This window comes from Geminocystis sp. (assembly GCF_041753295.1).
GTDB lineage: Bacteria > Cyanobacteriota > Cyanobacteriia > Cyanobacteriales > Cyanobacteriaceae > Geminocystis.
Map to the genome: position 1 here is coordinate 1 of NZ_JBGSUU010000128.1, position 11,758 is coordinate 11,758.

An 11,758-nucleotide genomic window follows, 5' to 3' on the forward strand; every position below is an offset into this window, starting at 1 on the left:
TTTGGTGAAGCCTTAGAAGCGTTTCGCACCGCCATATCTTTTCGCTTTTTTCAATGGTTAAAAGATAATATTGAGGTATTTACTAATTATAAAGCAAGTTTGGGCTTTGTTTGGGCATAATTTTTGTTTAAGTACCGCTAACTATCAAGATACAGAAGAAGAAAATGAGAAATATATCCGTTTTCTTCAAGAAGAAATCAAGATTGCCAACGAAAGAAATCAACGATTAGGAAATCTTGGAAATTTGTAAATTTGTAGGGTGGGTTAGGCGTAATAATTTGAAAAATCAAAGATAAAAATAGTAGTAACCCACCAATAAACTGATAAATTAAATAATTTAATTATTATGAAAAAAAATTTACGTTTAGGTGTAGAAAATATTGATATTTTACTGCGTCAATTACATGATTTTCACCAGACTTTATGTCAAGAATGGGCTAATGTAGCCAGTCAATGGGATAATCTCAAATCCACTTGGTTCGATCAACAATTTGACCAATTTGAGCAACTTTCTGCTAATTATTATGAAGAAATAGAACAATGTGAAAAATTTCTCAAAAATAAGATTGGTAGTGGGGAAGTTGGTGAACCTCATCGTGTTGAAAAACCTACCCGTTAAAATCAAATAACTTATAGCAATCGTATATGAGTCGTGAGAAATAATTATGTTTAATTAGCCGTCAGCTATTAGGATTTAATAATTAATTAAATTACCAATAATCTTTAGATTTATCATTACTTCCCCAGTCGTCGCTTTCATCAAAATAAATTTCGTTACTTTCCTCTATTTGTTCATTAAAATTATTATCTAAGGTATCTTTGATGGGTTCAATTACTTTAGTAATCGCATCTTGTACAAAACCTTTGATAAATTCATCCTTACGACTGAGTTTAAATTGTCTCTGCACTACTTCTGTTATACCACCGTCACCCCAATCTTGATCCTGACTGAAATATTCCACAAAACTTTTACCAGCAATACGGGTTAAATATGCGGCGCTAATACCTTGAATAACTTTACCGACAACATAAGTTGCGGCTGTAAATTGTAAGGCTTTAGCAATTAATTCTACTGCACCTTTGACTACTCCTAAGCTAACAAGAGTTTTACCTAAAGATACCGCTAAATCTTTTCCTGTATCGCTATTTAATTCGCAACCATAAACTTGTCCAATTTCTACCACCATTTGCGCATTTACCGCCGCCGTTGCTAACATATCCAACACTGGTAAAGGTGTACAAGCAATCACTCCTGCACCAATCCACTGATAACGCACAATAATTTTATCCGCTTCTCGCACCCGTTGTTGACTGATTAATTTTCTTGCTTCTTCTCCTAATCTTTGGGATTGCAATAAAATATTGTCGGCTAATAAATCATCTCCTTCCGCTCGACAAATAGCCGCTAAACGTTTGATGACGGTGGTTATTTCTACTTCTGGCTGTATCATTTCATCTTCGGAAAACTGCACAGGTTGAGGATTTGCACAGGCTTTTAATACATCTACTGGGGCGATAAAATTTTTTACTCTTTCTTTAAGATTAGTTAAAATTATCTCTTGTTCTTCTTCTGAGTATAAGTCTATCTTGTTCAATATTAACAGCGATCGCTTCCCAATACTAGCTAAAGCCTCTAAAGGAGTAAACTCTGAGGCGCGTAAATCGTTATCACAGACGAATAGTAATAAATCCGCTTCTGTAGCCAATTGTCGTGCTAATTGTTCTCTAATTTCACCTTTTGCCCCCATTTCTAAAATGCCGGGGGTATCGGTAATTAAAATTTCTCGATTGCCTTGAGGAAGTTTTAGACTATGAGTCACAGCTTCAGTTGTTGTTCCCATACTTGCGTTAACACTACCTACCATTTCACCCATTAAGCTATTGACGAGGGAAGTTTTACCAGCGCTACCCGTGCCAAAAACTGCTACTTTTAAGATACCAGTAGTTAAATTCTTCTCAATTTGTTGAGATTTGACGAGTAATGCTTTTTGAGTAACTTCATCATGAATTTGTGCTACTTGCTTTTTAACTGCTTCAATAGTTTTAGAGGCAATTTCATTTTTTTCTGCGGGTAAGGCAGGTAAAATTCGACGACGTTTTCCTTTAGCGGTAGTTTTACCATTAGGAAGAATACCTAAATAGTAGATAAAAATAGCAATAAAGCAAATGAGCAAGACAATGAGAATAAATACGAGAAAATTAGCTAAAAATGGACTAGTCCACGCAATTTCGCTGTAAAGACGAGATAAAGCACTAATTAACCATAACATTAACCCAAAAATAAAACTTAAGCCGACAACGATGGTAATAATACGAGATAGAGGCATAATAATTGATAATTGACTATTGACAATCAACAATTGATATTATTAGAATTTACACATTTTCCCCTTTTATCGTCCAAGTTTAGGGGAAAAACAATTAAACTCCTCCAGATTTGGATCGGTTATTTTATGTAAGTCCTAATTATTTATTTCAATGAATGTTTAAAGTGATTTCTAACAATAATTATATCAGTACTATCCTCCCTTTTTTAGCTGGGTTTTTTAAGGAGAAATTATTGAGAAGATGGGTATATTTTTCCTTGAAAACTAATTCCCTTAAGTTAAATACATTTTTGACGCAAATCAAGTAAGAGAAGAAAATGTCTAAATTTATATCAAATTTGGAAAAGATTGAATAACTATATTTTAAAAATTTAAAAATTCAGGTTGCCAAACTTAACTATTTTTTGCTACAATTTATAAATGTCTGTTGGAGAGATGGCTGAGCGGTTGAAAGCGGCTTCCTGCTAAGAAGTTGTGGGGTTTATAGCCCCACCGAGGGTTCAAATCCCTCTCTCTCCGTTTTTAAGATTAGTAACTCATCTAACGTCCTTTAGTATCTTTTTTTTCTTCGATTCTTTCATGATAAAATAATCAGTCTTGATAGAAGAATTACAGAAAATAGATAGATGTTAGCTAAAAGAATTTTACCTTGTTTAGATGTTAACGCTGGTAGAGTCGTTAAAGGTGTCAATTTTGTTGATTTAAAAGACGCTGGTGATCCTGTTGAACTAGCAAAAGTTTATAATGATGCTGGTGCTGATGAACTCGTATTCTTAGATATTACTGCTACCCATGAAGCTAGAGATACAATTATTGACGTAGTTTATCGCACGGCTGAGCAGGTTTTTATTCCTTTGACAGTGGGAGGAGGTATTCAAACCTTAGAAAATGTTAAAAATTTGTTACGAGCTGGAGCTGATAAAATTAGTATTAATTCTACGGCAGTGAGAAATCCTGATTTTATTAATCAATCTAGCGATCGCTTTGGTTCTCAGTGTATAGTAGTAGCTATTGACGCTAGAAGAAGGAATGATCCTTATAATCAAGGCTGGGATGTTTATGTCAGAGGTGGCAGAGAAAATACGGGTTTAGATGCTGTTGAATGGGCGCAAGAAGTAGCCAAAAGAGGTGCTGGGGAATTATTAGTTACCAGTATGGACGCTGACGGTACTCAAGGGGGATATGATTTAGCTTTAACTCGTGCCATCGCTGAAAAAGTAGAAATACCAGTAATTGCTTCAGGGGGTGCAGGAAATACTCATCATATTTACGAAGCCTTAACACAAGGAAAAGCCGAAGCTGCATTATTGGCTTCTTTGTTGCATTACGGACAATTAACCGTTGCTGAAATTAAAGATTATTTACAACAACATAAGGTAGTGGTAAGAAAATAATTAATTAAGTTTCAAGGAAAACTCTTCATAAAAGTTAATATTGGATAGGAATATGTATTAAAATAAACTAAACTTAAAATTATGAAGAAATGTTAATTCCGATTCTCATTTTTGACGTGGCACTGGTAGCATGGTCGTTGCATTTAATGCAACAGGCTTTTGATCATCGTGAATTTTCTTTAATGTTAGCAGGTACGTTAGTCGCTTTATGTGCAGCAGCGATGATGGTAGTATATTTTTTAGTTAATAATTGTTTGTCTTACCTTTCCAGAGTTCACTAATTGTGTATCTTTTTTAAGATGACTGTTTCTGTTTTTTTTGATTTTGTCTTGGTTTTTCCTTTGAATAAATGATACTTTTTCTTTCAGAGAATTCGATTTTTGTGAGATAGCAGAAAAGGAGTTAATTAGAATATTCTTCTATTCATTACCAACAATTTATTTGCCTTAATTATCCCTTTGATTGTTATAAATTTGACAGTTTTATTTTTATTTTTTCTCTCTTCTCAGTTTTTCCCTTTCATCTTATTTCTTGATAAAGTTCGGAAACCCGTACAGTTGGGGTACTTGCTATGGTAATGAATTTTCGGTTAAATTAGCACTCGTAAGGTGAGAGCGCTAAAAACGAATATCACCTCATTATCAATCAAAAAAGGAGTTAAAAATCCATGGCTGCAATTACTATTAATGTATCAACTGTTAAACCTTTAGGCGATCGCGTATTTGTTAAAGTAAGTGAAGCAGAAGAAAAAACTGCTGGGGGAATTTATTTACCTGATAACGCTAAAGAAAAACCTCAAATGGGTGAAGTTGTCACCGTTGGCGATGGTAAAGTAAATGACAAAGGCGAACGTATTGCTGTTGAAGTTAAAGTTGGTGATAAAGTACTTTACTCCAAATATGCAGGTACAGATATTAAACTTGGTACAAGTGATTATGTTTTACTCTCTGAAAAAGACATCCTCGCTGTAGTTTCATAGAAAAAGGAAAGGGCAAGGGGCAAAGGAAAGGATAATTTTCTCGTAAAAGTTTCATTTTGTCTGATGTACCTAATCTCTTAAATATTTCTAAAAAATAGAAGGAGTTAATAACCTTCTCAAACAATTATTTTCAAATCTTAAACAAAATAAATCGAATCAATTATGGCAAAATCTATCATTTATAACGAAGAAGCCCGTCGTGCGCTAGAAAAAGGAATTGATCTTTTAGCGGAAGCCGTAGCTGTAACCCTTGGTCCTAAAGGACGTAATGTTGTTTTAGAGAAAAAATTTGGCGCTCCTCAAATCGTTAATGACGGTGTAACTATTGCTAAAGAAATCGAATTAGAAGATCACATCGAGAATACTGGTGTTGCTTTAATTCGTCAAGCAGCTTCTAAAACTAATGACGTTGCTGGTGATGGTACAACTACCGCTACTGTATTAGCTCACGCTATCGTTAAAGAAGGTTTACGTAACGTAGCAGCAGGTGCTAATCCTATCGCTCTCAAACGTGGTATTGATAAAGCTACAGAGCATTTAGTAGAAAGAATCGCAAGTCATGCTAGAAAAGTAGAAGATAGTAAAGCGATTGCTCAAGTAGGTACAATTTCTGCAGGTAACGATGCTGAAGTTGGCGATATGATTGCTAAAGCGATGGATAAAGTCGGACAAGAAGGCGTTATCTCTCTTGAAGAAGGCAAATCTATGGAAACTGAACTCGAAATCACTGAAGGTATGCGTTTTGATAAGGGTTATATCTCTCCTTATTTCGTAACTGATACCGAGCGTATGGAGGCAGTTTTTGAAGATCCTTTCATCTTAATTACTGATAAAAAAATCACCTTAGTTCAAGACTTAGTACCTGTTTTAGAACAAGTTGCTCGTCAAGGTAAACCTTTAATCATCATCGCTGAAGACATCGAAAAAGAAGCTCTTGCCACTTTAGTTGTTAATCGTCTTCGTGGTGTTTTAAATGTTGCTGCTGTTAAATCTCCCGGTTTTGGCGATCGCCGTAAACAAATGTTAGAAGATTTAGCTATCTTAACTGGTGGACAAATGATCAGTGAAGATGCAGGATTAAGACTTGACACTACTACTGTAGATCAATTAGGTACTGCTCGTCGTATCACTATTACCAAAGATAGCACTACTATCGTAGCTGAAGGTAATGAAAAAGAGGTTAAAACCCGTTGTGATCAAATTCGTCGTCAAATTGATGAGTCTGATTCTTCTTACGATAAAGAAAAATTACAAGAGCGTCTCGCTAAATTAAGTGGTGGTGTTGCAGTTATTAAAGTAGGTGCAGCTACCGAAACCGAAATGAAAGATCGTAAGCTACGTTTAGAAGATGCTATTAACGCAACTAAAGCGGCAGTAGAAGAAGGTATCGTACCCGGTGGTGGTACTACCTACGCTCATTTAGCTCCTGAATTAGAAGAATGGGCTAAAGCTAATCTTTCTGCTGAACAGTTAACGGGTGCTTTAATCGTTGCTCGTGCTTTAAATGCGCCTCTAAAACGTATTGCTGAAAACGCTGGTCAAAACGGTGCAGTGGTAGCCGAAAGAGTTAAAGAAAAAGATTTTAACACTGGTTATGATGCTTCTAATAACGTCTATGTAGATATGTTTGAAGCTGGTATCGTTGATCCTGCTAAAGTAACTCGTTCTGCCATTCAAAATGCAGCATCTATCGCTGGTATGGTATTAACTACCGAGTGTATCATCGTTGATAAACCTGAGAAAGACAAAGCTGCCGCTCCTGCTGGTGGTGGTGACTTTGATTACTAAAATCAAGTTAAATAAATAGCTGTAGGGTGGGCAATGCACACCTTTTTTTTGTTGATTGTTATAAATATTCCTCGATTTAACCCATGACATTATTTAAGATCAAATAATTAATAAGATAGTCAAAAAATAGGTAAACGGTGAAGGGTGCTGAATTTCTCAACCCTTAATCAAGCGCCCATCTTCCAGAGAAACAATACGATCAGCAATATCTAAAATGCGACTATCATGAGTTACTAAAATAATGGTGGTTTTTTGTTCTCGTGCTAATTTTTGCATCAAATCCACCACATCCCGACCAGATTTACTATCAAGAGCCGCCGTTGGTTCATCAGCCAACACCAAAGAAGGACGAGAAACCAGCGCCCTTGCAATAGCAACTCGTTGTTTTTGCCCACCCGAAAGACTGTCAGGATAATAGGACATCCGTTCTGATAACCCCACTTCCTCTAACATCGCCATAGATTTTTCATGAATTGTTGTCTTATCAAAATTACCGTGAACTTCTAACCCCATCGCCACATTTTGCATTGCGGTTAAACTACGATGGAGATTATGAGCTTGAAAAATATAACCATTACTTTTTCTCGCTTCTACTAATTCCTGTGATGAAGCACCCCATAACTCTTTCCCTAAAATTTTCACACTCCCGTCATGAGGTGATCGTAAAGCACCAATCAGAGTTAACAGGGTAGTTTTACCCGATCCAGAAGGTCCTGTCATTAAGACAATTTCCCCTGACTTGACTTGTAAATTAATATCAAATAAAACCTGTTGTTTAATTTGTCCTTGACCAAAATAATGATTCAAATGACTAATAACAATAACTTGATTTTGATCTTCTGTCGTTGATTTCATAGTTATGGTCAAAAAGTGGTTTAGTGGTTACAGAAAATAGTTTTAACCTAAAAAATATCAGCAGGATCAGCAGATTGTAACTTACGAGTAGCAATAGCACCCGACACGATACACATAACCACCGTAGTAAGAAAAACACCCATAATCCGCAATAGAGTCATATAAATAGGTAAAGAAGTGGCGCGACGTGCCATAGCATATAAACCCACAGCAATAGTCATCCCCGGCAAAAATCCAGCGATCGCCAAAATAATCGCTTCCTCAAAAACAATCATTAATAAATAAGAATTACTAAAACCCATAGCCTTAAAAGTGGCATATTCAGTCAAATGATCATTAACATCAGTGGACAAAATCTGATAAACAATCACCAAACCCACCACAAAACCCATCACCATCCCGAAAATAAACACCACCCCAGCCGGGCGATTTTGCCCCCAATAAGTTTTCTCTTTCGCCATAAATTCTTCCTTCGTCATCACTTCCACATCTTGAAGCAATCGAAAATAATGATTAAGATTATTTTTAACCTGATCCACATCCCCAGACACGTTAATTAAACCAAGACTCACGCTACCAGCATCTCGGCGAGGAAAAAGACGCAGAAAATTTTGATCACTGCCAATCAAAGTAGCATCAGCACCAAAAGAAGCGCCCATCTTAAACAAGCCTTTAACGGTAATAGTTCGTTTTTCAATTTCCGTACGGATGATTTTTCCTTGCTCAAAATCAGTGACAATGTGGGCATATTCACCCCGTGAAGTGCGATCAAAAAGAAAAGTATCAGGTAATCTTAAAGAATCAATATTTTCATAAACTTCGGAAATAGTTGTAGCTGGAGAATTGAGATCAAGACCAATCACCATGATAGAATTTTTATCATTAGTTTGGGGATTTTTCCACCGTAAAGAATTAACATAAACCCTTTGAGTTGATGTCACTCCAGTAATATCCATCGCTTGATATAATCTAATGTCAGGAAAAGTGGCTAATTCTCCCAAATGAAGCGCTTGGGGATTCGTCATCACTAAATCCGTATCGAGGGTTTGATGAAACAAAACGCTACTATCGTACAAAGAATTTAAAAAGCCTAATTGCATAAAAATTAAAATATCAGCAAAAGCAATGCCTGATATTGCCGTTAAAAGTCTGGCTGGATCGTGAGATAGTTGTAACCATCCCAATGGTGTACGATTTTTTAAAAACTTGACAAATTTTTTCATGGCTAATAAATAAGATTTACGGTTAAATGTTGACCTAGGGACGTTCCATGGAACGTTTATACTTACAAAATAAATTGGGCAGTTACTGCCAAATTAGTTAACCCCTTAACCATATCGCTGGATTTTTTGTCTAACTCAACTTTGACTTCAATAATACGATTATCGATATTAGCGGAAGGATCACTATTAATTACATCTTGACGTTTCACCTGTAAGCCAATATTAGCTACAATTCCCTTCAAACTTTGCGATAAAGCTGGACTAGAAATATTCACCGTTTGACCGAGATTAATTTTATCGATGTCAGTTTCATAGATTTCTGCTACCACATACATAGTGTCAGTTTGCCCAATTTCCATAATGCCTTGACTAGAAATAGCTTCCCCCTGTTGAGTTAAAATTTCTAAAACTTGACCACTTTGAGGAGTTTTGACATAAGTTAAATCCAATTCTGCTTGAGCTTTTGCCACAGAGGCTTTAGCTTGTTGCAATTCCGCTTCAATCACCGCTACATCCACCCCACGAATTTCCGTAACTTGATCTAAATTCCCTTTCATGGCTTCAATTTGCTTGAGGAAACTTTCTTTTGTTTGTTGAGCATTGGATTCCGTTTCCTTAATTTCTTGGTCAGTAATACCGATGGATTTTGCTAAAGATGCTTCCGCTTCTAATATTTTTTTTGTAGTAGTCTGCACATCAAGACGCCGTGAATCAAGGGTGGACTGAGAAACAGCGCCCTTCTCCGCAAGGAACGTATATCGTCTTAATTCTTCTTGATAGTTAGCTAATTCGCTCTCTAACCTCGATATAATCGCTTTTTTCTCTTTTTTGTCTCCTGCTAATTGAGCCTCTAAACGGGCTATTTTCGCTCGATTAGTGACGGTTGTTCCCCTCAACTCGGCTTCTAATTTAGCGATAGTGGCTTCCACTTGCGTGATCTCCCCTTCCTGCGCTCCAGCTTTTATTTGAGCTAATTTTGCTTGGTTTAATTTAACTTTTTCTTCCGCTTCAGCAAGGTTACGCAAAGCGAGGGCATTTTGATCCGGTACCGCCATAATTTGCCCTGCCTCCACCATATCCCCCTCCTTTACCAATAACTCATCAATGCGACTATTTAAACTAGGGCTAGGGGCGCTGATGTGGATAACTTCCCCTTGGGGTTCAATTCTACCCAGTGCCGTTACTGTTTTTACTGCTATCACTTCTTCTTCTTGACTTACTTTGGTTTGAGCGGTAAATTTATCCCCAAAATTACTCACCCCTATTGCCACAATCCCTAAGACTGAAACGCCAATTAAAAGTAGAGGGCTTGATTTATTTTTGATTTTCGTCAACATTATTTTATCCTTAGACTAAACCGTTTAGTTTTATGATATATTTTCATACTAAACCGTTTAGTTTAATTTGTCAAGTGGTAAAAATACTTGATAACTTAGGAAAAATATATTTATCAAAAAAAAGCAGAATAACAGTTTGAGATTATTGGGGGGTAAATCCCAGATTTATGCCAAGTTGAAGACATAATATTTTTATAACTGATCGTCTGCACTTGATATTAAACATGGTTTAACCCAAAAAAGTAAACAAAATGATGGAAATTGTCACTAGAAGTGGAAGTTTGAAAATGGATAAACAAAAAATGAAATCAAATGAAAAAGCAGAAGTGATATTAAAGGCGGCTATGGAGGAATTTTTAAGCAATGGTTATGCCGCCACCAGTATGAATAGTATTGCTTCTACTGCAGGTGTTTCTAAAGCAACCCTGTATAGTTATTTTCAAGACAAAGAAGGATTGTTTATTGCTTTATTTAATGAATTAGTGAAAAAAAGATTTAATGATGTATTAACACCAAAATTATTAGAAACTAGTAACGATGATCCAAAAATAGTTCTTAAAAGTTTAATGCAGGAACTTTATCTCACCATTAGCAGTAATCGTAATTTACTAGATTTTTTAAGGTTAATGATTGGGGAATCTGGGCGTTTTCCTGAGTTAGCAAGAATTCATATCATTGAACTTGTGCAACCTACCGTTGATCTTCTTAGCAATTATTTAAACCATCAAACACAGTTAGTCATTAGAGATAGTGAAGCTACCGCAAGGATTATTATTGGTTCACTAGGTAACTTTATCATTTTACAGGAAATTTTGGGAGGAAACGATGTTATGCCTTTTGACTATGAAAGAATGATTGACACTTTAGTTAATCTTATTGATTGTCAGCAAAAAAAATAACTAGAGTATTATTAACTCACTAACAACGGAAATTTATCCCCATGGAGCTTGTGGAGAAATCTCAAAACCCTTAATTTTTCGTAAAAATCCCTAAGTTGGCAAACATATATGAGTTGTATAGGTAAGAAGGAACAAAAACTATTTAAAGTTTTATTTTTAAAATATTTCATATCGTCTTATAGTAATTAATAAACTAATTTACTTTCTTTTGTCCAAACTCCAGTAACATAACAAACTTATTAACTTACTCTCTTAAGCATAGATCTAAATTTCAAAAAAATTAAAATAATCTTGCTTTTTTTTTTTACCTTCGCTATAATAATTGAATGTGAGCAATCCTCGATAGCTCAGTGGTAGAGCGGTCGGCTGTTAACCGATTGGTCGTAGGTTCGAATCCTACTCGGGGAGTTTTAAAAAAATCATAGATTATTGTAATAATAAGTTAAAACAAGTAAATCCTTCTTGAAATTAAGGTAGTTTTTCTATAAAAAAATCACTGAAGTTGTTTAACAGTGATTAGTTTAGTATTTAATTTTAATAAATTTTAAAATCCTAGATATAGTATTAGACGTGTTGAACATCACAGGTTAAAGGACAAGAAGCATAAACAGAATTTTGAGAAATTTTACTATTATCTCGTAACCAGCCTAACCATTGTACTTCATCAGGACGAATGCCTTTGATGGTTAGCAACACAGAACTAAACATAATCACAATTGTAGTTACACCCAAAATACTACCTGAGACTAATAGAATAGCACTCGCAGGAAGAATTGATTGTAAAATCACGGCGGCTAAAACTCCTACTGTCATCATAATGACTACTAAAGGAAATCCCACTACTAAAAAGCATACGGTTAATGTGAATGTCCAAACAAGAAAAGTTTTTATCATAGCGAATAAATAACTATTCCACCAACTGCTTTGATTAGATATTTGCATTGCTTTTGATACTC

At 35.5% G+C, this 11,758-nt stretch carries 12 protein-coding genes and 2 tRNA genes; 9 read left to right on the forward strand and 5 right to left on the reverse strand.

Annotation, left to right across the window (positions count from 1 at the left end; genetic code table 11):
- Nucleotides 1-106 precede the first annotated feature (106 nt).
- Nucleotides 107-250, forward strand: a complete 144-nt coding sequence (locus ACEW8E_RS16020; RefSeq protein WP_373481361.1) for a hypothetical protein — start codon at nt 107-109, stop codon at nt 248-250.
- A 96-nt stretch (nt 251-346) separates the two neighbouring features.
- A complete protein-coding gene (locus tag ACEW8E_RS16025) occupies nt 347-619 on the forward strand; it encodes a hypothetical protein (protein ID WP_373481362.1) in 273 nt (90 codons plus the stop codon).
- A gap of 91 nt (nt 620-710) precedes the next feature.
- Here ACEW8E_RS16025 and ACEW8E_RS16030 read toward each other — a convergent pair whose 3' ends face one another.
- Nucleotides 711-2,327: a YcjF family protein gene (locus ACEW8E_RS16030; protein WP_373481363.1), complete on the reverse strand. Its 1,617-nt coding sequence runs from the start codon at nt 2,325-2,327 to the stop codon at nt 711-713.
- Nucleotides 2,328-2,756: 429 nt separating this feature from the next.
- Here ACEW8E_RS16030 and ACEW8E_RS16035 point away from each other — a divergent pair.
- The 5 genes from ACEW8E_RS16035 to groL all read left to right on the forward strand — a co-directional run bounded on the left by ACEW8E_RS16035 (nt 2,757) and on the right by groL (nt 6,488).
- Nucleotides 2,757-2,846 (forward strand) — tRNA-Ser (locus ACEW8E_RS16035).
- A gap of 107 nt (nt 2,847-2,953) precedes the next feature.
- The gene (hisF, locus tag ACEW8E_RS16040; protein WP_373481364.1) at nt 2,954-3,721 is read left to right on the forward strand and encodes an imidazole glycerol phosphate synthase subunit HisF; all 768 of its coding nucleotides are present in this window, start codon (nt 2,954-2,956) and stop codon (nt 3,719-3,721) included.
- An 89-nt stretch (nt 3,722-3,810) separates the two neighbouring features.
- Nucleotides 3,811-4,002 (forward strand): hypothetical protein, encoded by a 192-nt coding sequence (locus ACEW8E_RS16045; protein WP_373481365.1) that lies wholly within the window; start codon nt 3,811-3,813, stop codon nt 4,000-4,002.
- A 386-nt stretch (nt 4,003-4,388) separates the two neighbouring features.
- Nucleotides 4,389-4,700 (forward strand): co-chaperone GroES, encoded by a 312-nt coding sequence (gene groES / locus ACEW8E_RS16050; RefSeq protein WP_373481366.1) that lies wholly within the window; start codon nt 4,389-4,391, stop codon nt 4,698-4,700.
- Between the two features lie 162 nt (nt 4,701-4,862).
- Nucleotides 4,863-6,488, forward strand: a complete 1,626-nt coding sequence (gene groL / locus ACEW8E_RS16055; protein ID WP_373481367.1) for a chaperonin GroEL — start codon at nt 4,863-4,865, stop codon at nt 6,486-6,488.
- 156 nt (nt 6,489-6,644) lie between these two features.
- Here the strand turns inward: groL and ACEW8E_RS16060 are convergent, their stop codons facing one another.
- The 3 genes from ACEW8E_RS16060 to ACEW8E_RS16070 all read right to left on the reverse strand — a co-directional run bounded on the left by ACEW8E_RS16060 (nt 6,645) and on the right by ACEW8E_RS16070 (nt 9,903).
- Nucleotides 6,645-7,343, reverse strand: coding sequence for a DevA family ABC transporter ATP-binding protein (locus ACEW8E_RS16060; protein WP_373481368.1), 699 nt, complete (start codon nt 7,341-7,343; stop codon nt 6,645-6,647).
- A 47-nt stretch (nt 7,344-7,390) separates the two neighbouring features.
- Nucleotides 7,391-8,566: an ABC transporter permease DevC gene (gene devC / locus ACEW8E_RS16065; RefSeq protein ID WP_373481369.1), complete on the reverse strand. Its 1,176-nt coding sequence runs from the start codon at nt 8,564-8,566 to the stop codon at nt 7,391-7,393.
- 62 nt (nt 8,567-8,628) lie between these two features.
- Nucleotides 8,629-9,903, reverse strand: a complete 1,275-nt coding sequence (locus ACEW8E_RS16070) for an HlyD family efflux transporter periplasmic adaptor subunit (RefSeq protein ID WP_373481370.1) — start codon at nt 9,901-9,903, stop codon at nt 8,629-8,631.
- 251 nt (nt 9,904-10,154) lie between these two features.
- Here ACEW8E_RS16070 and ACEW8E_RS16075 point away from each other — a divergent pair, with 251 nt between their 5' ends.
- Nucleotides 10,155-10,802 carry a TetR/AcrR family transcriptional regulator gene (locus ACEW8E_RS16075; RefSeq protein ID WP_373481371.1) on the forward strand — a complete coding sequence of 216 codons (648 nt, stop codon included), beginning with the start codon at nt 10,155-10,157 and terminating at the stop codon, nt 10,800-10,802.
- Between the two features lie 336 nt (nt 10,803-11,138).
- A tRNA-Asn gene (locus ACEW8E_RS16080) sits at nt 11,139-11,210 on the forward strand.
- A 156-nt stretch (nt 11,211-11,366) separates the two neighbouring features.
- On the opposite strand, the gene ACEW8E_RS16085 is transcribed toward ACEW8E_RS16080, so the two are convergent.
- Complete coding sequence (locus ACEW8E_RS16085; RefSeq protein ID WP_373481372.1) at nt 11,367-11,744, reverse strand: hypothetical protein; 378 nt, start codon at nt 11,742-11,744, stop codon at nt 11,367-11,369.
- Between the last annotated feature and the right edge of the window lie 14 nt (nt 11,745-11,758).

Coding starts and splice junctions, on each gene's coding strand:
- ACEW8E_RS16060 (WP_373481368.1), bottom strand. CDS start 7,343: ATGAAATCAACGACAGAAGATCAAAATCAAGTTATTGTTATTAGTCAT.
- ACEW8E_RS16030 (WP_373481363.1), bottom strand. CDS start 2,327: ATGCCTCTATCTCGTATTATTACCATCGTTGTCGGCTTAAGTTTTATT.
- ACEW8E_RS16075 (WP_373481371.1), top strand. CDS start 10,155: ATGATGGAAATTGTCACTAGAAGTGGAAGTTTGAAAATGGATAAACAA.
- devC (WP_373481369.1), bottom strand. CDS start 8,566: ATGAAAAAATTTGTCAAGTTTTTAAAAAATCGTACACCATTGGGATGG.
- ACEW8E_RS16025 (WP_373481362.1), top strand. CDS start 347: ATGAAAAAAAATTTACGTTTAGGTGTAGAAAATATTGATATTTTACTG.
- ACEW8E_RS16045 (WP_373481365.1), top strand. CDS start 3,811: ATGTTAATTCCGATTCTCATTTTTGACGTGGCACTGGTAGCATGGTCG.
- groES (WP_373481366.1), top strand. CDS start 4,389: ATGGCTGCAATTACTATTAATGTATCAACTGTTAAACCTTTAGGCGAT.
- ACEW8E_RS16070 (WP_373481370.1), bottom strand. CDS start 9,903: ATGTTGACGAAAATCAAAAATAAATCAAGCCCTCTACTTTTAATTGGC.
- groL (WP_373481367.1), top strand. CDS start 4,863: ATGGCAAAATCTATCATTTATAACGAAGAAGCCCGTCGTGCGCTAGAA.
- ACEW8E_RS16085 (WP_373481372.1), bottom strand. CDS start 11,744: ATGCAAATATCTAATCAAAGCAGTTGGTGGAATAGTTATTTATTCGCT.
- hisF (WP_373481364.1), top strand. CDS start 2,954: ATGTTAGCTAAAAGAATTTTACCTTGTTTAGATGTTAACGCTGGTAGA.